Source organism: Reticulibacter mediterranei (genome assembly GCF_016587455.1).
Window position 1 is genome coordinate 1,935,691 of the sequence record NZ_BNJK01000002.1, and the last position, 21,893, is coordinate 1,957,583.

Consider the following 21,893-nt stretch of genomic DNA (forward strand, 5'->3'; position numbering starts at 1 on the left):
CTGATACTCGCATGCGCTCAGTGTTGCTTCTCTCCCGGAACATCGGCGGAGAGATCGATAGTGCTGATGTGCGCTTGCTCGCTCTACCACCATCGAAGCACAATCCCTAAGATCAGGACCGTAAAGAAGACAGTTTGTCCAGAATGATCAGCGATTCCAAACCAGGTACTGCGAAAGCGTCGGCTTGGCAGAGCAAAGAACAAGCTCCAATCAAGGACGTAGCTGGGCCAACCCCATGGTTGATGAAGGTGATAGAGGCCATACAAGACCCCATTCATCACCCAATCCCCTTTGCCAAAGACACCTGCCATGCGGGGCAATAAGACTCCACGAAACAAGAGTTCTTCTCCGAGAAATGTATTGAACACCAGCAAAACGACATTGAGGAGGAAGATCCCCCACGCTCCAACCAACTGCGCTCTGGCTGCCGGGGTAGCTAGCTGCGTATTCAGTTCAAAACCGGATGGTGCAGCAAAGAATGGGAATACAGACACCCACAAGTGGTTAATTGTCGGCTCGATGAGCACCTGGAAGCCCGCCGTCGCAAGGACAAGAGGGATAAGCCACCACCAGAGGCGAGCACTTGGTTCTCCCGTGCGTGGAGAGCGAGGCGTCGTCAAGAAGAGGCGCTGTTGGAGGGTTGACCAACGTAGGTTGCCTGCTTCCTGGTAGACTAAAATCATGGCGAGGACGAACAGCCACACTAATCCAACCAGGAGCACCTCCGTCCGGGCGAATGGCGAATGCGTGGCGTTAACCAGTGCTGGAGCCACCACCCATCCCAGAATCCCCATCGGGAGAGCTGTCACGACCCAAATCAGCAGGATTTTGCTCAAACTATATTGCGGAATGGGAGTACCATCCTGAGTATGCACTTGTGGTTGCACTTTCTGCGCGACCATTGCTGTGATCCCTTTCCTGAAAAGTCATGAGTGAAGACCACCCTCACCTCACTATTTCATTCATCGAGAGGAAGTATACTCAGCAGATGTGCTCAAAGTATGGCGGAAGTGTAGCGAAAGTATGTTGGCAAACAAAGAGAACGAGAAAGCCCTATCGCACTCTTTCATCTTGCTCAGTGCGTTCCCATTCCTCAAAATTGGGGAGCGTCTTTCTCCGTTGAGTAAAGACCTCGCGGGCCACCGCAAGAAATTCCCGCAGGAGGGGAGCGTGATAGTCCCGTCGCCAGTGGAGCACCGTCTTAAAGGCGAGGTCATGATGAGGGTCAGATAGAGGAAGATATACCACCCCGGGGAAGCGCAGTTCCATCGCAGAAGCGGCGACAAGAGAGACGCCAAGATTCGCTACGATCAGGCCCAGCAAGATGTGGATATTAGATACTTCCTGGATCACGCGCGGATTGCGGCCACAGATCTGGGCTATCCGATCATAGAGGACGCCGCTGTCAGATTCGCGTGGACAAAAAAAGAACGGCTCTTCAATCAGGGAAGAGAGCGCAACGGATGGTTGCGACGCAAAGCGGTGTTGCGTTGAGACAACCGCTACGAAGGGTACGCGTTGGAGAACCTCAGTGTCAAACTCTGGTGAGAGGTCTTGAAAAGCCGCCGCAAATCCCACCTGTATCTGATGTTGTTTGAGAGCCTGAAGTTGTTCTTGAAGATACATCTCTTTGAGTTGCACCTCAACATCTGGAAAGCGTTGGCAATAGGTAGCAAGGACATCTGGGATGACGTTGGCCGTCGCAATTTCTGCGTGGACAAAACCAATATCGAGCCGTCCTACCTGTCCGCTTTGCGCCTGTTGCATCCGTAAGAAGGAGTGATCCACCTGCTCAAGGATCGCTAAGGCATCGTTTAAGAATAGTTGTCCCGCGCTGGTCAGGTGAACTGCATGGCGATCGCGCTCAAAGAGGCGAACACCCAGTTGTTGCTCCAACTGGATTATTTGCTGGCTTAACGCTGGTTGAGCAATGTGCAATCGCTCGGCGGCACGGCTAAAATGAAGCTCTTCGGCAACGGCGACGAAGGAGCGCACGTGGCGCAATTCTATATTCTGGTTATGCATAAATGCTCTGACCATAAGAAAAAAGAGATATTGGACATAGCTCTAGTATAGCGTTATAGTCAAGGGGAGAAGCCAATCTACGCATTTTTCTTCTCGACACCACTTTCATGACGAACAGGCGAACGACGAGAGGTGCATATGTGTTTGATGTGATCATATAGCGTGTCGCCACACCGTTCTCGTCTTCGCATATGACACATGAGGAGATGTAGTAATTCATGAGTAATGCTCAGGATACGAATAATCGAGATGTCACAGCGAGTAGCTCTTACGACCTTAACAATCGAGAGATGTTGAAGAAGCAGATGGAGCAGATGAATCTCCCTATCATCGAAGAGTTTCGCGCCAATGGCGGCAAAGTTGGAGGCCCATTCGAGGGCAAAAACATACTCTTACTTGAGACCATTGGCGCAAAGAGCCATCAATCACGTATCAATCCAATAGGATACATGAAAGAAGGCGATGCATTCGTTGTGATTGCTTCAAAAGGCGGTGCGCATACCAATCCCGATTGGTATCACAATGTCCTGGCTCATCCCGAGGTCTGGCTCGAAGTGGGAACTGAGCGTTTCAAGGCGCAGGCGACCATTCCAGAGCGAGAGGAGCGTGATCGGCTCTTTGCGGCCTTTGTACAGCAAGAGCCGGGTTTTGCCGAGTATCAGAAAAATACGACGCGTATTCTTCCAGTTGTGATCCTGAGAAGGATATGAGGCAAGAAAGCGTCATATATAAGGGATAGTTTGAAACAGGTAGAGGAAGCTGGAGAGCATCAGCTTCCTCTGCGATTGTTGGTGCTTGATGCTCTTAATGCTCACGGATAAATGCGGTAAATATTTGCACCATCTGCTCTTGTTTCTCGATATGAGGAATGTGCCCGCAATCCTGAAATGCTACTTCGTGATATTCACCTCCATATTGTTGATATGCTTGCAACATGGCTCGTATTTGCGTTTTCATTGGCTGAGGTGGGTAGATCTGTCTGCTGGGCCAGCCAGGAGCCAGACCACGTTCACCCAGACCACCAAAATCGATTATGGCGCTATCCGAGACGATCAGATCATCCTCACCATGTACCCAGAGGACTGGCGGCTTCTGAGCGATTCTGGCAAAATTGCATTGATTCAGGTATTTGGGAGAGAAGGCGTTGAGTATGCCCGTTTGACCGGGCGCAACGAGCGGCCAGTTTGCTGACGGGGTGATGTCGCCAGGGAAATTTTCCGGTCTCACTTTAGTCGTTAAAAAGGCCGAGAGCAACGTTTCTTCCCGCTCTGATGTTACACGGAAGGGAGGCTTGAAGTAGAAGTTAGTGAGGACGGTGCGTGGAGAAAAGCGCTCGTTTCCGCGATCTCCCGCCGCGATTCGTTTGACTAGCTCAGGATTGGCAACCGCGCCACCTCCACTGCCTGCGAAATCAGGCCAGGTTGGTGTTCCCTTTGCATCTTTTGTTCCTCCGAGGCCAAAGGGAGAACCTGGCGCTTCCAGGGTGAGCGACCGGAGCATCCCTGGATAATCAATGGCATACTGCATAACGACATTACCTCCTAATGACCAGCCCAGAGCATGGAATGGAGGCACATTGAGCTGCTGAACAAAAGCTGCCAGATCGTCGGAGAAATCGCGTGCTCCCCGTGTCGCATCGACCGGAAGTCCTTCGCTATGTCCGAAACCGCGCATATCCGGTGCATAGATGGTGTATTGTCCTGATCGGGCCAATGCGAGCATAAAATCCTGATAAAAGGAGGATGATGAGGTATTCCCGTGAAGCAGAACGATTGGGGTCGTTCCCTCTCCCGCTTGCAAATAGGCTGTGGTCAATCGGTCCGTTGTGATGATGTGTTGTGTAATGCCTGGTAAAAAGTATGTTTCATGCATAGATCGAGTCCTATCCCTTATGCTTTGCAGGGCTTTCCAATTCTCCCATCTAGCGGGAGTGCAGAGGGCGGCAGCCCTTTGCCGGGGTGCGGGGTGTCCCCGCAAAAAACCTTTTTTCTTCTCTTTTGCGCGCCGCCGCAGGCGGCGCGCGAAGGAGGGAAGGAAACTGGGGACACCCCAGACCCCGGCAGGGAGACCCTGCACCCCTTTGAGCGGAGAACTGGAAAGCCCTGTTATGCTTTGCCTCTCTGTTGCGAATTGCCGACAGAGAGCATATACTACAGCGTGTTCACTGATGAATGCGCTGTCGAATTGTTCGACACCTCCACTATAAAGCTACCAGACTGGCAAGATCAAGAGAAAGATACCCATTCTGTGCGTCGTCTCGACATCTCAGACAGTCCAGGTGGGTGTGTCTATTATTGTGTAAGGGAAAACAATGAATGAAGCACCTCGTCTGGATCGTCGAATTCAGCGCACCCGCCGTGAACTACGCGAGGCCTTGTTCTCTCTGCTCCTTGAGAGAAGCTATGAGACGGTTACGGTCCTGGACATCACTGAGCGAGCCAGACTGGGACGGACGACCTTCTATCTGCACTACCATGAGAAAGAGGAGTTGCTGAGAGAATGTGTGAGGGAGTTGCTCAGCGAACTGAGGCGAGGCGTGGAACCGGAGGAGGTAGCTTCGTGCCCGTACCACCTGCGTAGTATTCGCATTTTTGAGCACGTGGCACGGCACCATCGTTTGTATCAGGCGTTGCTTGGCGATGGCGGACCCGCTGATGTTGCATCTTTATGGAAAACGTATTTTGCTGAACTCTATCAGCGGCGTGTCCTTTCGCAGTTTCGTATGAGCAAGCGGGCGGCAATCTCTCACGATCTGCTGGCCGCTTCTGCCGCCGGAGCGCTTATGGGGCTGATTGAACAGTGGCTCAAAGAGCAATTATCCCCGTCGGCAGAAGTGATGGGAGATCTCTACTGGCGCTTGATGGCCACGAGTATTAGCACCGTATTTGAGGGCAATACTCGTGAGAGAGAGATCTCCAGTATGTTGGTCGTTCAGCACTAGAACGCGTGAAAAAGGCAGCGTCAGTCGGAAAGCACCGCAAGATGCAATCTGCTTAAATGTGTCGGGTCTGAAATTGCGTTGATGCGGGCGATCCTGCCGTTTGTGATCGTGAGTTGGGCGACGAGGAGCCGTTGTCCTGGCGGGGCCACAACAATTCCTACAGCGCCGTTTATCAGGATTGGTTGTACCTCGTGGGCGCGTCTCAAGAGCTGCTTTGCCACAGCAGCCGCGCCACGAATCTCCCTTGAGAAGCCCTCTGCTGGCATGGGCCAGTCGGTTCGGAACACCACATCCGGGTCAAGCAGAGCGACCAGCGCCTCAAAGTTGCCCGCACGTGAGGCGGCGAGGAACGCCTCAACAACTTCTCGCTGGTAGGTGAGGTTTGTGTCCTGGGTCTTCGCTCCTTCCTGGATGCGGCGGCGCGCACGGCTCGCAAGCTGTCTGGTGGCGGCTTCTGAACGTTCTACGATGGGAGCAATTTCATCAAAAGGGACCGCAAAGATATCGTGAAGCACGAAAGCGAGGCGCTCAGCGGGAGCGAGCGTATCGAGGATCACCAGCAGCGCGATCCCGACCGAATCGGCCAGCAGTGCCTCTTGCTCAGGATCGATAATTTCCTCCCGGCTTGTCTCAAGCGCAGAGGCTTCCAGGGGTTCCTCGCGCCGCACGTTGCGCGAACGCAGCATATTAAGGCTGATGCGCGCCACTACAGTTGTCAGCCATCCTCCCAGGTTCTCGACACTGCTGCTATCGGCAAAGCTGAGACGGAGCCATGCCTCCTGTACCGCGTCGTCCGCCTCTGAGGTAGAGCCGAGCAGTCGGTAAGCCACCGTTTGCAGATGGGGTCGCTCCGCCTCAAATGCTTCCGTCAACCATTCGTGTTTCTCCATTCGTTCTTTTCCTCCGCAATATATGTTGTCATATTAGTGACACGTGAGGCTTGCCTGATGTGACCACTCATGGAGGATACGAGGAAGAAAAACTTACCCAACAAAGCCCTGTCGCAATAGAGATGTTTGGGAAATCCATCTTTAGGTGAATGGCATCTCGCTTGTCAACGAGTATACTGTTCATCGTTGAGAAGGAAAAAGGCATCAAACGCAAGTAACGAGACATAGGGACGAGCTAGCATCCGATCATACATATGTCTTAGCAATAGCGTTGGTGCCGCAGACAAGTGTGGAAAAGAAAGAGAGCATACTATGCAATACAATCATCTTGGACGGACAGGACTGCTTGTTAGCCGTTTGTGCCTTGGCACGATGAATTTCGGAGGGAACATGTATTTTGAGCCGCAAGCCTCCGAGACAGACAGCTTTGCCATGATGGATCGCGCTCTGGAACACGGCATCAACTTCTTCGACACAGCCAATATCTACAGCCCCAGGCAAGGAGAGGGTCTTGCTGAGCAGATTATTGGTCGCTGGTTCGCCCAGGGTGGTGGACGCCGCGACAAAGTGGTATTGGCTACAAAGGTCTATGGTGATGTAGGTGACTGGCCCAATCAGTCTCGATTGTCGGCACTCCACATTCGGCGTGCTTGTGAGGAGAGCTTGCGCCGCTTACGAACCGATCATATCGATCTGTATCAGATGCATCACATTGACCGCGAGACGCCCTGGGAGGAGATCTGGCAGGCAATGGAACAACTGGTACGCGAGGGGAAGGTGATCTATGTCGGCAGTAGTAACTTCGCAGGATGGCACATTGCTCAGGCCAACGAGATCGCACGCAGCCGATACTTTATGGGGCTGGTCAGCGAACAAAGCCTGTACAACCTCACCACTCGTGCTATTGAACTGGAGGTGTTACCGGCATGTGCAACCTATGGACTCGGATTGATCCCCTACAGTCCTCTAGGCTCTGGATTGCTCGGTGGGGCATTGCGAAAGGTGTCGCAGGGTCGCCGCGCTCAGGGTGGCTTGCAGGAAGCCGTCGAGAAGAAGCGGGGGCAGCTGGAGGCGTATGAACGTCTGTGTGCCGAGTTGGGAGAAGAGCCTGCACATGTGGCGCTGGCGTGGCTCCTGGCGAATCCGGTAGTTACGGCACCCATTATTGGACCGCGCACCAGAGAGCAACTTGACGGAACCTTGCGTGCGCTGGAAATTGCTCTGTCGCAGGAAACACTGGCACGCCTCGATACTATCTTTCCTGGCCCTGGCGGCCCTGCCCCAGAAGCCTATGCCTGGTAGACAAAAAGGCAACTCGCTCCGTCAAACGGGGCGAGCTGCACCGAAAACAGGCGTTTATTTGCTTGTAGGCCGATAGTAGAGGCCAACGACCCCGGTGGGAAAGGTTTTTGTTTGGACTAGTTGCAGATTTTGTCTGTTCTGAATATCGTTGAAGAACGATTTCCCGCCACCTAAAACAACTGGATGAACTAAAAGCTGATACTCGTCAATCAGTCCAAGATTGGTGAGGTTTTGCACAATGCTGGCGCTTCCGTAGATCAGCATATTGCCCACCGACTCCTGCTTTAACGTCGTGATTTCTTCGGGTTGCACTTCTTTCAACAGAAGCGAATTGTGCCACTCAGCGGCGGGGAGCGTTGTGGAGAAGACGATTTTGCGCATCGCATTCAATTTGCGGGCATAGACTTTCTCGCCCTCTGAAGCTTGGGGATTGTCAGGCACATAGGGCCAGGAGCCTGCAAAACTTTGATACGTGACTCGTCCCAGCAAGAGCGTGTCCGACGCGCTCACGATATCATCCTCGTATTTGCCCATTTCTTCATCGACCATTACCCAATCCATCTCTCCGTTTGGTCCTGCAATAAAGCCATCGAGACTGACCCATGTAGTTGTGATAATCTTTCCCATTACGATTCTCCTTCGATTGTGTGTGATGGAGATAGTATGCCTCATTGTAAGGGCGTTGTCTTGTACAGAAACGGCAGTTGTTCGGGGCGGCTCTGCTCGCGGATCTGGACTGGCGTTTGTCCAATGAAGTGCTTTAGCGAGCGCGTCAAATGTGGTTGATCGAAATAGCCAGCTTGCTCAACGGTGTCCAGGATCGAGACGCCCTGTTGTAAGAGTTGCAGGGCATAGCGGGCGCGCTCGATCTGACGGACCGTGCTCTGCGTCAAACCTGTTGCGCGCAAGAAACGACGCTGGATGGTGGAAAGCGAACAGTTTTTCAGATTGTCGCCCTGCAAGACCGCATCGACGAGCGGCTCATGTGCCAGCAATCCCTGACGTACCAGGCGCGCAACAAATGTGTCGGCGTTGTTATAATCGGGGAATTGCCAGATGGAGCCTGCGAACCAGAAGGAGCGCTTCGAGGCGGTGGGCAGATCTACGCCGGTATCGAGCAGCGTGCCGGCTGGAAGTTGTGGCAGAAACGTGCCCATTTTCAAAAGAATGCCAACCCATTCTCCCTCGCCAGGACAGTCTCCCTGCGCGGTTGCTCTGGTTTCTGGTCCACGCACCGTCATGGTGATCTTGCCCTCAAACTTGCCTATTACAAGTTCGCAGCGACTCGCAGCAATGGAGAGAAATGGGCTTGTCCCTTCACTATGGCAGCGCCAGATCTGCTGGACAAAGGGCGAGTCAGATGCTCTATCCTCGTCAAAAATGAGCATGTGATACCTCATTTATTCTGCATGAGTATATACGCCATACATAACTGGAAATTCTCATAGGCAAGGGAGATCTGGATCACTGCCAGTGATCCAGATTCATCAATAACATTTAATCAAGCTGTTGATGCAAGAACTCGATGGTCCGTTTCCAGGCAAGGCGAGCTGCTTCAGCATTATATTCAGGGCGATTCTCCTCGACGAACCAATGTCTGGTTCCTGGATATGTATAGAAGGTGTGTTGCTTGTCTGCCGCCTGAAGCTGCTGCTCCATTGCTACAATCGGTTCGGTTGGCACAAACTGGTCCTCCTCCGCAAAGTGGCAGAGGTATGTAGCCGAAGCTTTATTATAGTCCAGCCCGGGGTAGGAGTCGTAAAAGGTTACAACAGCGGCGATCTGCTCAGCCAGCGTGACGGATGTATCCAGGGCGTAGGCACCGCCCAGCGAGAAGCCAACGAGGGCGAGCTTGCCGCGATTGTTGGCCGCATTGCGTTGACGCAAAAACTGGAGCGCACCCGCAATATCGCCGCGCCATCGCTCCTCATCCTGATCCAGCGCACCGCCCAGTGCTTCTGCTTCCTCGACCGACGCGGTCGTCTTGCCATGATAGAGATCGGGGGCGAGCGCCACAAAACCCGCCTCCGCGAGGCGATCGCATGCCTGCCGAAATGGTTCCGTCAGCCCCCACCATGCATGCAGAACCAGCACCCCTGGCCCACTACTATGCGCAGGCTCGGCCAGATAGCCGTTGATCGTTCTTCCATCAATTTGAAATTCTATCATAGTATCCTTCCGAAATGCTTAAAATAGTTGCACTACAGGCAATGTAGCACAAAAGTCTGTTTGATCCACTTATGAGCAACGCTTATTCACCGCCCTCATCGGCTTTTGCCAGGGCGACCCAATTGGTGACTCCATCAATGCCGTTTTGTCCGAGAAACAGGTTCAACTGGGCAGCATGTTCCTGAACGTGGCGCATGGTGTACAACAGCAGACCTAAAAAGCTCATCGGCTTGCCCCTAGTCCAGGGAAAATTGATCTGCTGGTACGATTGCTCGTCTGACAACTCGGCAATCGTTGTCTGGCACTTCTTACGCAGATAGCGCAGGTAGGAGTGCAGTTCTTCCTTGCTATAGGGCCGTTCAGGAAGGACGCCAGCCGGGTCAAGCTCATCCAGGGTGAAAGGGGCTGGTGGAGCGAAGCCTTCCTGTTTGCCAGTGAGATACAGGTCGAGCCAGAAGAGGGTGTGATAGGTGATATACCAGAATGCGGAGGCTTCCGGCGGCAAATCTGAGTCGGCGGGCCAGAGCCGTCCGTACCAGTGCGTGTCGGGACAGGTGAGCAGGGCATTTTCGAGCATATCGATAGTTGCGCCGAACTGCTGCCAGAGGGTGTTCCTCCACAAGAGATCCATCGTGTATACCTCCAAATATTGATCCTGACTGCAAGAAATATGGAACAAAAGTTCTGTTTTGTACATTCAGACTTTTTCCTTCTCCACATCTATTCTTCTTGCCTGGGTGAAAAGTGGAATGAGTTGGGGGGAGGCGTCTGATCCAACCAAGATAAAAAAGGCTCATTCTCCCTTATCGCATAGGCGTGGGAGGAATGAGCCTTTGAGATGGCTGGGCTGCTAGTACAGTTCTTTCTTCAACGCTTCTTCGCTGAGCATTGCTTGCAGCATTTCTATGGGAGGAATCGGCAAGTTTTCTTTTCCAGTCGCTTTGAGCCAGCTTGTGATCTTCTCTGCAAGCGAGGGCAGCGCGTCGGGATCAATATATGTTCGCGTGTCCCACACCTGGGCGCGTTCTAACGCCTGAGAATGGCTCAGAAAGACGGTTTCAACGTCTATCCAGACGCCTAGAACAGGCTTTTTCCCCTGAATCGCCAGCAATTCAAGGATGTCACCATCTGTTGTCAGACGCACTCTCCCTTGAACCGTCAGCACCAGGCTGATACCTGGGATCAAGAAGACGAGAGCCGCCCGAGGATGCTGAAGCACATTGCGATGACTATCGACCAGACGATTTCCTGGCCGATCTCCTATGAGCAGCACCTTTCTGTTCAGCAGCTTAAAGGCTCCTGGTGGATCGCCGCGTGGCGAGATATCCGCTTCCTTCTTGCCATTGCAGGTTCCCAGAAACGTGAAACAGGCATGCTCAAGAAAGGACAGGCAGTCGTCATCAAACGCCGTCAACGGTCCTGATGTTTCCTCCAGATGGACGAGAGATGAAGGAGCGACCTGAACATCTGGCTTCCAGAGTCGGGAGCGCAACAATGCTTTGGGGCATTGGAAATAGTTCTCTGCTATTTCCACTTGCAGAACCGCATCGGGCTGCTCCTCCGAGAAAAACGTGTCAGGTAGCTCGTGCTTGTCTATGATGGTTCCTGATCCATTGATACGTAGCGTCTCGGTCACTCCGGGAATCATGAAAATCAAGCCAACTTCGCTATGTGTGGGGATATCTTCCTGGGGGTTTCTGAGTCGCCGATCAGCAAAAAGCGGGACCAGAAGCGTCTTCTCGTTGACGACCTGCACGAAACCGTGTTTGCCGCCATGAATAGAAACATCGGCGTTTCCATCCGGGCCTCGCGTGGTTAGACAGAGGAGGGGACTGAGAGCGATAAAGCTCCTGTCATGGTCAAACAAGCGCTCAGACTTTTTTTCCGCGATGAGAGGGATTGGCAATGAGATGCGTGCGCGCAACGCTTCTTCAGTTTCAATGAGCTGATGAGGCTGCTGTGAAAGCATAGACTTTTCCTCCGAAACTGGTTCTTTGCCTTCCTGCCATTCAACAGTCAAAACTTGACAGGCTTATCCAGTTCATGATCTAATAGTGTCGTTTGTACACCCGTCGTTCTGTCATCCCTTTGTACGAGTGACAGAGCTAAAATGCATAAGCGATAGTTTTTAACAATCTAAGTGATACGCTTGAACAATGTTCAGTATACTTGAACGCTGTTCAAGTGTCAATGGGAACAGGTCAAGGGAGGGATATATGGCGCGTGACGTTGAACAGGCAGGTCGAAAGCAGGCTCATCTCAAACGCGAAACCGTTGTTCAGGCGGCGCTGAACCTGCTCAATGATGTCGGATTGGAGGGTCTTACCATGAGGCGGCTCGCCGATCATTTAGGGGTCCAGGTGGCTGCACTGTACTGGCATTTCAAGAATAAACAGGAATTGTTAAATGCGATGGCCGATGCGATGATTGCTGATTGGGGCAGAGATCTTCCCGATGATGAAGATTGGGCACATCGTCTACAAGCTGGCGTGCAAGACTTGCGCCGATGCTTACTGGCGTATCGTGATGGGGCCAGAGTCCTTGCCGATACCTACGTGGCTGAAGAGAACACGCTTCGTTGTGCGGAGATCCTCTGTGAGATCCTCGTGCAATCCGGCTGTCCACCCGCTTCCATCTTTAATGCCGGATGGACCATGCTTTACTATGTGATTGGTTTGACGATAGAGGAGCAGGCGTTTCACACCTCTGTAGATTCTGCTTATCAACGTATCTTAGCAGCAGCACTTCCTTCTCCGCAGTATCCTATGTTGAGCATGTTCCAACCATATCTGGAAAACTACGATTTTGATGCCCGTTTCAACTATGGGCTGAATCTGATTATTGAGGGATTACGCCAGGAGAGCAACAAATCAATGAAAGAGGATGGAAGTGCTGAGCAATAAGCAGACCTGTGCGATTCTAAAGAAGGGAAGAAGAAAGCCGTGTTGCAGTTTCCTCACTATCTTCAAATGGAGCTTTTTGTGGAAATTGCTCAGGACGATTTTGCTGATGATATATGGCATTGTATCAAAAAGTATACTGGCCCTTGACTCTTTTTGTTATGTATGTTACATTGGTAACAATGTAACATACATAACAAGTGAAGGAGACAAAGGTAATGGAACAGATGAAAGAACCTGGCGGCTCACATGAGCAGAACATTCCTGTTGAGCGAGTGCAAATTGGCGCACGTATGGAGAAGAAACTGGTGAAAGTGCTCAAAGCTCTGGCAGAATATCATGACATCTCTCTGGGTGATCTCCTCGAAGGGATCGTTTTGCATGCATTCGAGCGCAAGCACCCCTTTAGCGAGGAAACACTCACACGTATTGCGCAACTGAAAGAGGTTTATGGCATGACATATGATGCCAGAGCCAGTCATTACTTAATCGAGCAAGCTTCAGAAGAATGAACTATCCTGGTTGTTTGCTGCCTCGTTTTGTTGATCCCCATACTCGACAGGAGACTTTTTCTATGTCAACATTTGTTGCTCAACGCGTCACACGCTCTCATGTCATCCAGCTTCCCGCAATACTTCAGCAGGTGTTTCCTCTCTTTGAACCTCTCGGCGAAAAGTTGTGGGAGGTAGACTGGAACCCGGACATGCTCTATCCGGTGACAGGGGAAGCTGAGGTTGGAACGACCTTTACGACCCGGCATGCCAACGAGCCGACAAAGATCTGGACCATCGTTGCCTATGAGCGAGAACAGAGTCATGTTACCTATTTAAACATCCTGCCCCAGTCCCATACCAGTTGGATCGATGTTCGCTGCCAACAGGCTGAAGAGCAAACGAGTCGAGTATGCGTCACTTATACCCTCACCGCACTCTCTCCACAGGGCAACGCCTTGCTCGCAACATTTACACAGCAGCATTATCAGACCTGGATTTCCTCCTGGCAGCAGGCTATCACCCATTACTTGCTTCATGGGCAGCTTCTTCCTCACAATCAGGAGTAGTTTTTCATGTTTAAAAAAATATTGCAGAGCTTAAAGACCCCTGAAAACGTAGTAGAATATACGAGTAAAGAAAATCACGAAGAGAGGATATTGTAGTATGGCTATTCGTGTATGTGTCGCGGGCGCGACAGGGTGGACTGGTAGCGCTGTGACGAGCGCGATGTTAGCATCAAACGAATTCCAGTTGGTTGGCGCTATTGCTCGCCGACAGGCTGGTGTTGATATCGGAGAAGCACTCGGGCGTGAACGCGCAAATGTAATCATCGCCTCCACTCTAGAAGAAGCGCTGGCGACTCCAACAGATGTCCTTGTTGACTATAGTAGTCATGACGTGGTAAAGGGCCATGTTCTGGCCGCGCTGGACAAAGGTGTACGGGTGGTTGTTGGAACGTCCGGGCTGACCGCGAACAATTATGCTGAAATTGCGGAGCGAGCGGAGGCGCGCAATCTGGGGGTCATAGCGGCGGGTAACTTCTCGCTGACGGCGGCCCTGGCGAAGCATTTTGCATTGATTGCCGCTCAATACCTGCCCTCCTGGGAAATTATTGATTATGCCAGCGCTGCCAAAGTTGATGCTCCCAGCGGAACGACCCGCGAGCTTGCGGAAGAACTGGCGGCCATCGCGCAAAACCAGCTGGGCGTTCCCCTGGAAGAGACGCATGGCCCAAAGGAGGTGCGCGGGGCCACAATTGGGGGAACTCAGGTACATTCTATCCGCTTGCCCAGCTATGTGATTGCCTTTGAAACGATTTTTGGATTGCCTGATGAGCGTCTGACTATCCGCCACGATGCTGGAACTGGTGCCCAACCATATGTCAGTGGGACGCTCCTGGCCGTACGCAAAGTGCAGGAGGTGAATGGACTGGTGCGCGGGTTAGATCGGCTTCTTTTCCCTGGAATCTCTGCTGAAGACTCCGGTAATTGATCAGCGCGAAGAGAAAGGAATCTCCGGGACTCGTTTATGCATGGATGCTTTTTCCTATAGTACTCAAGATATATATCCTGGTGTTCTGACAGAGTACTGTAGGATGTAGGAAACGGTTATCGTAGTTATACCTTTTTCTACAGGTGCGTATCTATGTCGGGTGCCTTGATAGTCCATACAATCCACAAGTGGAACGATACTATTTCCTCATTTCAGGTCTTTAATAATTGCACGTATACCCGCGTCTATAAGGACAACAACTTTGCAGGAGGGTGCGCCCAATATGCTGGAAACGTGTCATATGTGGGCGATTTTGTGAACGATCAGCTCTCTTCGTTTCGTATCGGTGCCGCGAGATATAACTGTTAGAAGCCGTCTGCATGGCTGCATAGAGTGGATGAAGTTCTGAATGTGTCATACAGAGGCCAGTTTCTCCCGCCTTAAAATGCAGAGAGAAGCTGGCTTCTGTACTGTAAAATGAAAGCCATGAGAGAGAAGGGGAGTCCTGGTATGATTTGGATCGGCACATCTGGTTGGATCTATCCTCATTGGATCGGGCGATTTTACCCGTCTGATCTTCCCGTCCGTGAGCATCTTGCATACTATGCACAACATTTCTCAACTGTTGAGTTGAACAACAGCTTCTATCGTTTGCCCTCCTATGAACAGTTTCAGCGTTGGGGCGAGCAAACCCATCGAGGTTTCTGCTTTGCAGTCAAGGCAAGCCGCTTTATTACCCACTTGAAGAAGCTTCAGGGGGCGGAGGAAGGCATCAACCGGCTCTATAGTGCGGCGGGAGGATTAGGAACACATATCGGTCCTTTTCTCTACCAGCTTCCACCTCATTGGCACATGAACCTGCAACGCCTTCAACACTTCATTGCGCGATTGCCTGGCACGCACAAAGCAGCTTTCGAGTTCCGTGACCCCAGTTGGTTTCAGACAGAAGCTCTTCCTACCCTTCGCCAGCTTCTCGAAGAAACTGGTTGTACCCTCGTTGTTGCTGTTGGAGGAACATGCCCTATTCCAGCAGATATCCCCCCGATAGGACCGTTTGGCTACATACGCATTCATCATGGAGAGCATGGGGTTGGTTTGAGCGACAGTGAACTTGAGGTCTTAGCCAGCAGGGTATTTAGAAACCATACTGAGGGCCGCGACCTATTTGTGTATTTTAACAATGATGCCGAAGGCCATGCAATCGCTGATGCGCAACGACTGCAAGCATTGCTTGGAGACAGACATCAACCCTGATCGATGGATGTTCCAGGCAAGAGCAGGCGTCGTTGCGCTGGATGCGTGGTGAAAAGATGTCCTTCCCGCTATTCTCGTAGCAGTTCCCGTCCAGGGATACGATGAAGATATGAAGTTGCGCTGGAATTGTGCGCGATCAGATCGAGGAGGAGTGCCAGCGCGATCCAGAGCCACTCCCACTCTCCCACACTGCCATCATCAAGTGTGGCAAAGACAAAAACTAGAGTAGTAAATGGCAAGAAAATAATGCCCAACAGCGGTACAATCCAATCCCTATGGAATGCACGGGTTACAAATGGAGTGATCAACCAGATGAATGCTAATGCTCCACGAGCAAAAAGAGCAAGCCGCCAACCCATGAGAAGCACCTCCTTTGGTCCTTGTTGCTTCCAATCAATATATCTATCTCATCATCTACAATGATGATGAAGAGATATCTCTGGTACGTCACAGTACAGCAACATGCGTTCTCAATTGACTCACAAAGTTGTCTTTATCCCCTGCTCCTCTTACCACCTGTTTATTGCTTCATTTTCTCCCTCGCCAATGTCGCTCACGTATGTTGATCCCAGATAGACCAGTCTGCCACCTATTCTCATGAGAAAAATACCCAGCCTCCTTATCATATATCGTCCTTTTTTACTCTGCAAGAGGAGATGCGGCCTTTGCAGTTTGTTCGCTTTTTCTCGTTGTTCCACGGCATGATGGATAAGCAACATTACTGTGGCAAATATCGAGAGTGGATCGTAGAACATGTTCCTCTTCTCTTTCTCTCCACATTTTCATTGAATATAACAATATATCGCGAAATATCTTCGATATATCTATGATACAACTGGATATTCTCTCTGTCAATGTCTATCGAGAAGAAGGAGCGCGATATCTTGTTAGTTGTCAGGAGGGGCGAGTTCTTCTTGTATGGGTTGGTACGGCCAGGAGAGATGCACCATCGTTCCCTTCTGGACGCCCGCACTTTCAATCGTGATCCGACCATGATAGAGATCAACGATGGTTTTGACGATAGCCAGCCCTAATCCTGTTCCTGGAATATCGCGTGATCGTGCTTTATTGACCCGATAAAATCGTTCAAAGAGATGGGCGAGGGCATCAGCTGGAATTCCTTGCCCGGTATCCTGGATCGTATGAACCACCTCATGCGCGTCAACCTGGATCGTCCATGTGACGGAGCCGCCATCCGGTGTGTATTTCAGAGCATTGTCCAGCAGATTGCGAAAGACCATTGTGAGGTGGTTCATATTGGCGGTCAACTGTACAGACGTTGCGGGTTCAACCAGCGTGAGGTCAATGTGTTTGGCTTGTGCCAGTGGAGTAAACTCGTGAACCAGGGAGCTTGCCATCCGTATGAGATCGATTTCTTCGTGTCCAACCTCTGCACGCCCGGCCTCAAAGCGAGAGAGCAGAATCAATTCCTGCACCAGATTGCTCAGATGGGCGATTTCATCGTCAATCTCTTCAATGTATTGTCTTGCCGTTGTATGATCCAGCGTATCGTAACGCAGCGCTTCCGTTCGCAATCGAATGGCCGTCAGGGGAGTTCGCAGTTCGTGTGAGGTATTGCTGGCAAAGGCCCGTTGCTCGTCAAGCATGCTCTGCACTTGACGCGCCATCTCATTGAATGCCTGAGCAACCTCTGTAATCTCATCCTTCCAGGGAAAGTGAACGCGTTGTGAAAAATCCCAACGGCTACGGATCAGGAATTGGACCACTGCGCGTTTGTGTTTCTGACGCGAAGCGATTGAAAAGTGTACTTAACAAGCATCAAGAAGATTTTATTGCTACTGAGTCAATACTGCTTACTGAGGACCGATCAGACAAGAGGCATCCTACAAAGTTTCACATCATTGAAAACGTAACCTATATGGCTCTCCATCCTTCCGGGGGAAATATTTCTGTGAACGCTTGCGCGAACCCTCGGGGCTTTTCAGTTCTCCGCTCAAAGGGGGGCAGGGGTCTCCCTGCCGGGGTCTGGGGTGTCCCCAGTTTCCTTCCCTCCTTCGCGCGCCGCCGCAGGCGGCGCGCAAAAGAGAAGAAAAAAGGTTTTTGCGGGGACACCCCGCACCCTGGCAAAGGGCTGCCGCCCTCTGCACTCCTGCTAGATGGGAGAATTGGAAAGCCCTGCGCGAACCCTCAAACGGTCTTGACAGAATGCTAGCGTTGCTCTATACTACAAATGTAACGTTTGCGTCATGTTTTGGGGAGAAATGATGAAGCAACGTATGCGGATCGGTGATCTGACAGAGCAGGCCAAAGTGACCCAACGTACCGTTCGCTCCTATGAGTATATCGGGCTGCTCCCTCCCACAGAGCATGAGGGGCACGGTTACCACAACTCTAGCGAGGAAAAGCTTGCCCGCTTGCGGAAAATCGACCAGTTCAAGCAACTCGGACTGAGCCTGGACGAGATCCGCGACGTCATTGATCTCTCCTTTACCGGTTCAAGCGGCATTCAGCCAAAACAAAAAGTCCTTGCCATTCTCAGAAAACACCTCGCTGAAGCTGACAGGAAATTTGGCGATTTGCAGGCCAACATCGAACGCTTTGAGCGCTTCCTGGCCGCAAAGCAACAACTCTAGTTTTTTTTCTTTAAAATATGACGCTAACGTCAACGTCATGTTCTCATGCCTTCAGAGAGACCTTGCTCGCAGACGATTGCGAACAAACAGCCTGGAGGGAAGAATATGGCTGTCAACATGACATGATGAAGGAAGGTCTTGAGGGAGAATGCATGAGCGAAACAATTGGATTCATTGGACTTGGCAACCTGGGTCAACCGATAGCCTGTCATCTGCTCGCAGCCGGTTACGCGCTCAAGGCCTGCAATCGCATCGCCAGCAAAGCAGGTCCGTTGGTTGCCCTGGAGACGCAGCAGGTCTTTCAACCGCGCGACGTTTTGACACGTGGGGGGATTGTGGTCTCGGTTGTCTGGGATGATGCGGCACTGGAAAGTATTGTATAGCGTTTTCTGTGAAGATTACCAGAGAGTGCATTTACTAGAGTGGTGCACATTATAGCACAGCTAGCTAACGTTGTGAACGAGGAGTAACCATGAGTTCAAATCGTGCCATTGTTGTCGATCCATCGGTTAAGGGGCGTCTCGCTATTCAAGAAGTTGCATCGCCAACTCCCTTGCCTTCAGAGGCGCTTGTACGCGTTGCTGCTATTTCGCTCAATCTAGGCGAGGTTCGTCGCTCAACTACTGCTGAGGCAGGCTGGCAACCCGGTTGGGATTTTGCAGGCACCGTTGAACAGCAGGCCGCAGATGGCTCTGGGCCGCGCCAGGGTACACGTGTTGTCGGTGTGCTGAGCGTTGGGGCCTGGGCCGAGGTGATTGCCGTGCCTACCCCCATGCTGGCCGAACTGCCAGATACTGTGACATTTTCTCAGGCCGCAACCTTGCCTGTAGCTGGCCTCACTGCCTATCGTGCCCTTGAAAAAGGCGGCTTCCTGGTTGGGAAACGCGTGCTGATAACTGGGGCATCGGGCGGCGTTGGTCATTTTGCTGTGCAATTGGCGCATATCGCCGGGGCGCAAGTTATTGGCGTGGCTCGTCGTGCTGAGCGTGTTGCCGATATACGGCAAGCCGGAGCGCATCACGTCATCGTGAGTGAAGATTTAGAAGCCGCTCGCCAATCTGGCCCTTATCATCTCATTCTGGATGCTGTTGGTGGCAACGTGTTGGGTAATGCTTTGAGTATGCTTGCGCCAGGCGGTACTGCTGTCAGTTATGGCTCTTCATCAGACCTTCAGGGGACTGTTACATTTAAGCCGCAAGCATTCTACTGGGCAGGAGGAGCCAATCTTTACGGCCTTATTATCTTCCATGAACTGGCTCGCCACCCCGGTTCAGAGGATCTTGGTATTCTAGCCCGCTTGATCGCCGATGGTCGCCTCCATCCCCACATCGACCTTGAATTGTCCTGGACCCACATCGTCGATGCTGTTCAGAGCTTGCTTGAGCGTCGCATCACTGGAAAAGTTGTGCTGACGTTGTAATTCCATCTTTTCTGTAGGGACCCGATTCATCACATACACTGATGTATCGGGCTCTCCATAAAAGGGATAGCAGGCTCAGATCTTACCAAGTACGTCTCGTGCTCTATAAACGTCGATTTCGCTGTCCGACATGCCGACGAACGTTCACAGAAAGCGAAACGATGTGTGGGAGGTACAAATGGACGACGAAGCGATTTCGAGTGAAATAAAGTTGCTCACAGATTGCTACTCTTCTATTTCATCCCAAACCCACTGCTCATCTCTTTTGACAAGACGGCGATAAAAACACGAACGGGAGCCTGTATGACAAATGTTGCTCTCATAGTCAACGAGAATAAGCAAATTACTATTGTTGCAATTTACGCGAATCTCTTTTACTTTAAGATGTACACCGGATTTCTCGCCTTTCAGCCAGATTTCCTGACGAGAAAGAGCAAACAAGTAGACGATATTATTTTCTAGTGTCAGTATCAATGATTCTTTGCTCATTGTCCCAAGCATAAGAACCTCAAGAGATTTCCAGTGTTGAATAGCAACTGGAATGAGATCCTGGTTAAGCCCCTGATAAAATGCCAGTTCTGGGAGAGTAGTCATCTTCGTAGTATCCTTTCTGGAAAATTTTCTTATTGTTCCTGTTAAGATTGAGTATAGATGATTATCCGCTTACATAGCAATATGGATAGAAAATCTGGAGAAACATGTAACTTAAAATCAGGACTTTTTTTACCTGCGATTCTATTTGTTGTTCTTTTTCTTCTTCCCGTGTCGTGGCCCTGATCCCATTTCACAACAAATCGTCCATCTGCTATCGGGCATCAATGACCAGGTGGACGATTTTGCTGAACTCGTTAAACAGGATATTTACTATTTTGTTTCTGAGGCTGCTTCCGTCTTGGCTCCAACGACGGCGACCGTCATTCCACTGCTGATGGGGAGGGCGATGGAATACAGGGCGGGATCGCTGCTCGCCATCTGGTTATATGCGCGGGCACCTGTGCCACGCTGGTTCACGGTAGACTCCTGTACGCTTCCCAGTCCATCTCCACCCAGGACGCAATTGTCGGCGACTATGATGCTACCCGGACGGGCGAGCCGAATTGCCCATGTGAGGTATTGTGGATAGGCGTCTTTGTCTGCGTCGATAAAAATCAGATCAAATGGCCCTTCTTCCACTAATTGGGGGAGTGTCTCAAGCGCTGGACCTACGCGTACTTCGGTGCGGTCTTCTACCTGAGCTTGCCGAAACGACTCGCGTACCACATTGGCGTGCTTCTCATCGATTTCCAGCGTGATCAGTCGTCCATCAGCAGGCAGCGACCGGGCCAGCCAGATGCCGCTATACCCTGCCAGCGCACCAATCTCCAGGATCTTGCGCGCCTGACAAGCCTTCGCCAGTACTTGTAAGAGCTTGCCTTGCAGAGGGGAAATCTGAATCGATGGAAGCCCCTGCTCTCTGGCCCGCTCGGTAGTTTGGCGCAACGCATCATCCTCGGGAGCAAACAGGCGTGCGATGGCCTCCTCGATTTCGCGTCCTGGGCGCTGGGATCTCCCTGGATGTGGTTGCTGGGGAACGGTGTCGCCGGTGAGCAGACCGCGAATCTCGTTCTTGCTGCGCTCAAGCACCTGACGCAAGGCCAGGAGGCTTTGCTGATCTTTCAGCATCGAGACCCCTTTTTCTACGGTGCGCTGGAGATCCTGCAAGTCCTCATTAACAAACTCGGTCTCAAGCTGCATCGCAGGAGGAGGAACGGGGCGTCCATTGCGCTGCCAGAACTCCTGGGTGAAATCTGCATGGGCCTCCAGCTCTTTTTGCCCTGCCTCGCTGAGTTGATAGATGTTTTTTTCATCGGCTCGCTGGGCCAGAATCAGCCCTTGATCCTCTAAGAGTTGTAGGGTCGGATAGACGGTGCCAGGGCTGGGAGCATAACGGCCATATGTCTGCTCTTCGAGCCATCTGATCGTCTCGTAGCCATGTTTGGGGCCATCACGTAGTGCGTCGAGCAGCAGATAGCGCAGCATGCCTCGCTCGACGCGCTCCCGCCGCCCTCTGCGCTGATGTCCATCCTCATCGGTAAGATGCCAGGATGCATGATGGCGATGTCCTCGCTCCTCCGACTCCTCGTGATGGTGCTGCCTGCGCTCTTTCCTGTGTTCTCGACGTTCTGATCTCTCCATATGATGTGGTCGGCCTCTGTGTTCTTCGTGATGCTCAGTGTTCTCGTGCATATGTTTCTTTCCTTTTTCATTCTAAAGATATATCTTTAATTAGGATAAGATATATCTTTAGAATTGTCAAGTGGAATTCTGGTATTTCTTTTGGCCTGGTTGCAATTATTTTGGTAAATGTGACAGGGCTTTCCAATTCTCCCATCTAGCGGGAGTGCAGAGGGCGGCAGCCCTCTGCCGGGGTGCG

The 21,893-nt window shown here is 51.6% G+C and carries 24 protein-coding genes; 11 read left to right on the forward strand and 13 right to left on the reverse strand.

Going from position 1 to position 21,893, the window contains the following annotated elements; translation table 11 throughout:
- Positions 1–83: 83 nt before the first annotated feature.
- Complete coding sequence (locus K3T83_RS46985; RefSeq protein WP_220210059.1) at positions 84–902, reverse strand: CPBP family intramembrane glutamic endopeptidase; 819 nt, start codon at positions 900–902, stop codon at positions 84–86.
- 151 nt (positions 903–1,053) lie between these two features.
- On the reverse strand, positions 1,054–2,025 hold the full coding sequence (locus K3T83_RS46990) for a LysR family transcriptional regulator (RefSeq protein WP_220210060.1): 972 nt from the start codon (positions 2,023–2,025) through the stop codon (positions 1,054–1,056).
- A gap of 218 nt (positions 2,026–2,243) precedes the next feature.
- On the opposite strand from K3T83_RS46990, the gene K3T83_RS46995 reads away from it, so the two are divergent.
- Positions 2,244–2,735, forward strand: coding sequence for a nitroreductase family deazaflavin-dependent oxidoreductase (locus tag K3T83_RS46995; protein ID WP_236065224.1), 492 nt, complete (start codon positions 2,244–2,246; stop codon positions 2,733–2,735).
- Between the two features lie 94 nt (positions 2,736–2,829).
- On the opposite strand, the gene K3T83_RS47000 is transcribed toward K3T83_RS46995, so the two are convergent.
- Positions 2,830–3,897 (reverse strand): alpha/beta fold hydrolase, encoded by a 1,068-nt coding sequence (locus tag K3T83_RS47000; protein ID WP_220210061.1) that lies wholly within the window; start codon positions 3,895–3,897, stop codon positions 2,830–2,832.
- 439 nt (positions 3,898–4,336) lie between these two features.
- Between K3T83_RS47000 and K3T83_RS47005 the strand changes: the two genes are divergently transcribed.
- A complete protein-coding gene (locus tag K3T83_RS47005; RefSeq protein WP_220210062.1) occupies positions 4,337–4,966 on the forward strand; it encodes a TetR/AcrR family transcriptional regulator in 630 nt (209 codons plus the stop codon).
- Positions 4,967–4,986: 20 nt separating this feature from the next.
- Here the strand turns inward: K3T83_RS47005 and K3T83_RS47010 are convergent, their stop codons facing one another.
- Positions 4,987–5,856 (reverse strand): sigma-70 family RNA polymerase sigma factor, encoded by an 870-nt coding sequence (locus K3T83_RS47010; RefSeq protein WP_220210063.1) that lies wholly within the window; start codon positions 5,854–5,856, stop codon positions 4,987–4,989.
- Positions 5,857–6,168: 312 nt separating this feature from the next.
- Between K3T83_RS47010 and K3T83_RS47015 the strand changes: the two genes are divergently transcribed.
- Positions 6,169–7,158, forward strand: a complete 990-nt coding sequence (locus K3T83_RS47015) for an aldo/keto reductase (RefSeq protein WP_220210064.1) — start codon at positions 6,169–6,171, stop codon at positions 7,156–7,158.
- Positions 7,159–7,212: 54 nt separating this feature from the next.
- On the opposite strand, the gene K3T83_RS47020 is transcribed toward K3T83_RS47015, so the two are convergent.
- The 5 genes from K3T83_RS47020 to K3T83_RS47040 all read right to left on the reverse strand — a co-directional run bounded on the left by K3T83_RS47020 (position 7,213) and on the right by K3T83_RS47040 (position 11,296).
- Positions 7,213–7,785, reverse strand: coding sequence for a dihydrofolate reductase family protein (locus K3T83_RS47020; protein ID WP_220210065.1), 573 nt, complete (start codon positions 7,783–7,785; stop codon positions 7,213–7,215).
- 41 nt (positions 7,786–7,826) lie between these two features.
- Entirely contained in the window at positions 7,827–8,546 is a 720-nt protein-coding gene (locus K3T83_RS47025) for a helix-turn-helix domain-containing protein (RefSeq protein WP_220210066.1), read from the reverse strand.
- 109 nt (positions 8,547–8,655) lie between these two features.
- Positions 8,656–9,327 (reverse strand): dienelactone hydrolase family protein, encoded by a 672-nt coding sequence (locus K3T83_RS47030; protein WP_220210067.1) that lies wholly within the window; start codon positions 9,325–9,327, stop codon positions 8,656–8,658.
- An 82-nt stretch (positions 9,328–9,409) separates the two neighbouring features.
- Positions 9,410–9,958 carry a DinB family protein gene (locus K3T83_RS47035; RefSeq protein ID WP_220210068.1) on the reverse strand — a complete coding sequence of 183 codons (549 nt, stop codon included), beginning with the start codon at positions 9,956–9,958 and terminating at the stop codon, positions 9,410–9,412.
- Positions 9,959–10,177: 219 nt separating this feature from the next.
- Entirely contained in the window at positions 10,178–11,296 is a 1,119-nt protein-coding gene (locus tag K3T83_RS47040; protein ID WP_220210069.1) for a pyridoxamine 5'-phosphate oxidase family protein, read from the reverse strand.
- A gap of 247 nt (positions 11,297–11,543) precedes the next feature.
- Here K3T83_RS47040 and K3T83_RS47045 point away from each other — a divergent pair, with 247 nt between their 5' ends.
- From K3T83_RS47045 to K3T83_RS47065, 5 genes are all read left to right on the forward strand, one after another.
- Positions 11,544–12,230, forward strand: a complete 687-nt coding sequence (locus K3T83_RS47045; protein ID WP_220210070.1) for a TetR/AcrR family transcriptional regulator C-terminal domain-containing protein — start codon at positions 11,544–11,546, stop codon at positions 12,228–12,230.
- A 215-nt stretch (positions 12,231–12,445) separates the two neighbouring features.
- Entirely contained in the window at positions 12,446–12,739 is a 294-nt protein-coding gene (locus tag K3T83_RS47050; RefSeq protein ID WP_220210071.1) for a hypothetical protein, read from the forward strand.
- 62 nt (positions 12,740–12,801) lie between these two features.
- Positions 12,802–13,287: a hypothetical protein gene (locus K3T83_RS47055; protein ID WP_220210072.1), complete on the forward strand. Its 486-nt coding sequence runs from the start codon at positions 12,802–12,804 to the stop codon at positions 13,285–13,287.
- Positions 13,288–13,384: 97 nt separating this feature from the next.
- Positions 13,385–14,212 (forward strand): 4-hydroxy-tetrahydrodipicolinate reductase, encoded by an 828-nt coding sequence (gene dapB / locus K3T83_RS47060; protein ID WP_220210073.1) that lies wholly within the window; start codon positions 13,385–13,387, stop codon positions 14,210–14,212.
- A gap of 510 nt (positions 14,213–14,722) precedes the next feature.
- The gene (locus K3T83_RS47065) at positions 14,723–15,466 is read left to right on the forward strand and encodes a DUF72 domain-containing protein (RefSeq protein WP_220210074.1); all 744 of its coding nucleotides are present in this window, start codon (positions 14,723–14,725) and stop codon (positions 15,464–15,466) included.
- Between the two features lie 68 nt (positions 15,467–15,534).
- Here K3T83_RS47065 and K3T83_RS47070 read toward each other — a convergent pair whose 3' ends face one another.
- Both K3T83_RS47070 and K3T83_RS47075 read right to left on the reverse strand, forming a co-directional pair.
- The gene (locus K3T83_RS47070; protein WP_220210075.1) at positions 15,535–15,825 is read right to left on the reverse strand and encodes a hypothetical protein; all 291 of its coding nucleotides are present in this window, start codon (positions 15,823–15,825) and stop codon (positions 15,535–15,537) included.
- Between the two features lie 528 nt (positions 15,826–16,353).
- Positions 16,354–17,193: a sensor histidine kinase gene (locus tag K3T83_RS47075; RefSeq protein WP_220210076.1), complete on the reverse strand. Its 840-nt coding sequence runs from the start codon at positions 17,191–17,193 to the stop codon at positions 16,354–16,356.
- A 495-nt stretch (positions 17,194–17,688) separates the two neighbouring features.
- Between K3T83_RS47075 and K3T83_RS47080 the strand changes: the two genes are divergently transcribed.
- From K3T83_RS47080 to K3T83_RS47090, 3 genes are all read left to right on the forward strand, one after another.
- Entirely contained in the window at positions 17,689–18,060 is a 372-nt protein-coding gene (locus K3T83_RS47080; RefSeq protein WP_236065225.1) for a MerR family transcriptional regulator, read from the forward strand.
- Between the two features lie 152 nt (positions 18,061–18,212).
- Positions 18,213–18,443, forward strand: a complete 231-nt coding sequence (locus tag K3T83_RS47085) for an NAD(P)-binding domain-containing protein (RefSeq protein ID WP_220210077.1) — start codon at positions 18,213–18,215, stop codon at positions 18,441–18,443.
- A gap of 89 nt (positions 18,444–18,532) precedes the next feature.
- Positions 18,533–19,480, forward strand: coding sequence for a zinc-binding dehydrogenase (locus tag K3T83_RS47090; protein ID WP_220210078.1), 948 nt, complete (start codon positions 18,533–18,535; stop codon positions 19,478–19,480).
- Between the two features lie 225 nt (positions 19,481–19,705).
- Here K3T83_RS47090 and K3T83_RS47095 read toward each other — a convergent pair whose 3' ends face one another.
- Positions 19,706–20,074 carry a phosphoribosyl-AMP cyclohydrolase gene (locus K3T83_RS47095; RefSeq protein WP_220210079.1) on the reverse strand — a complete coding sequence of 123 codons (369 nt, stop codon included), beginning with the start codon at positions 20,072–20,074 and terminating at the stop codon, positions 19,706–19,708.
- 270 nt (positions 20,075–20,344) lie between these two features.
- The gene (locus K3T83_RS47100; protein WP_220210080.1) at positions 20,345–21,706 is read right to left on the reverse strand and encodes a class I SAM-dependent methyltransferase; all 1,362 of its coding nucleotides are present in this window, start codon (positions 21,704–21,706) and stop codon (positions 20,345–20,347) included.
- Positions 21,707–21,893 lie beyond the last annotated feature (187 nt).

Coding starts and splice junctions, on each gene's coding strand:
- K3T83_RS46985 (WP_220210059.1), bottom strand. CDS start 902: ATGGTCGCGCAGAAAGTGCAACCACAAGTGCATACTCAGGATGGTACT.
- K3T83_RS46990 (WP_220210060.1), bottom strand. CDS start 2,025: ATGCATAACCAGAATATAGAATTGCGCCACGTGCGCTCCTTCGTCGCC.
- K3T83_RS46995 (WP_236065224.1), top strand. CDS start 2,244: ATGAGTAATGCTCAGGATACGAATAATCGAGATGTCACAGCGAGTAGC.
- K3T83_RS47000 (WP_220210061.1), bottom strand. CDS start 3,897: ATGCATGAAACATACTTTTTACCAGGCATTACACAACACATCATCACA.
- K3T83_RS47005 (WP_220210062.1), top strand. CDS start 4,337: ATGAATGAAGCACCTCGTCTGGATCGTCGAATTCAGCGCACCCGCCGT.
- K3T83_RS47010 (WP_220210063.1), bottom strand. CDS start 5,856: ATGGAGAAACACGAATGGTTGACGGAAGCATTTGAGGCGGAGCGACCC.
- K3T83_RS47015 (WP_220210064.1), top strand. CDS start 6,169: ATGCAATACAATCATCTTGGACGGACAGGACTGCTTGTTAGCCGTTTG.
- K3T83_RS47020 (WP_220210065.1), bottom strand. CDS start 7,785: ATGGGAAAGATTATCACAACTACATGGGTCAGTCTCGATGGCTTTATT.
- K3T83_RS47025 (WP_220210066.1), bottom strand. CDS start 8,546: ATGCTCATTTTTGACGAGGATAGAGCATCTGACTCGCCCTTTGTCCAG.
- K3T83_RS47030 (WP_220210067.1), bottom strand. CDS start 9,327: ATGATAGAATTTCAAATTGATGGAAGAACGATCAACGGCTATCTGGCC.
- K3T83_RS47035 (WP_220210068.1), bottom strand. CDS start 9,958: ATGGATCTCTTGTGGAGGAACACCCTCTGGCAGCAGTTCGGCGCAACT.
- K3T83_RS47040 (WP_220210069.1), bottom strand. CDS start 11,296: ATGCTTTCACAGCAGCCTCATCAGCTCATTGAAACTGAAGAAGCGTTG.
- K3T83_RS47045 (WP_220210070.1), top strand. CDS start 11,544: ATGGCGCGTGACGTTGAACAGGCAGGTCGAAAGCAGGCTCATCTCAAA.
- K3T83_RS47050 (WP_220210071.1), top strand. CDS start 12,446: ATGGAACAGATGAAAGAACCTGGCGGCTCACATGAGCAGAACATTCCT.
- K3T83_RS47055 (WP_220210072.1), top strand. CDS start 12,802: ATGTCAACATTTGTTGCTCAACGCGTCACACGCTCTCATGTCATCCAG.
- dapB (WP_220210073.1), top strand. CDS start 13,385: ATGGCTATTCGTGTATGTGTCGCGGGCGCGACAGGGTGGACTGGTAGC.
- K3T83_RS47065 (WP_220210074.1), top strand. CDS start 14,723: ATGATTTGGATCGGCACATCTGGTTGGATCTATCCTCATTGGATCGGG.
- K3T83_RS47070 (WP_220210075.1), bottom strand. CDS start 15,825: ATGGGTTGGCGGCTTGCTCTTTTTGCTCGTGGAGCATTAGCATTCATC.
- K3T83_RS47080 (WP_236065225.1), top strand. CDS start 17,689: ATGATGAAGCAACGTATGCGGATCGGTGATCTGACAGAGCAGGCCAAA.
- K3T83_RS47085 (WP_220210077.1), top strand. CDS start 18,213: ATGAGCGAAACAATTGGATTCATTGGACTTGGCAACCTGGGTCAACCG.
- K3T83_RS47090 (WP_220210078.1), top strand. CDS start 18,533: ATGAGTTCAAATCGTGCCATTGTTGTCGATCCATCGGTTAAGGGGCGT.
- K3T83_RS47095 (WP_220210079.1), bottom strand. CDS start 20,074: ATGACTACTCTCCCAGAACTGGCATTTTATCAGGGGCTTAACCAGGAT.
- K3T83_RS47100 (WP_220210080.1), bottom strand. CDS start 21,706: ATGCACGAGAACACTGAGCATCACGAAGAACACAGAGGCCGACCACAT.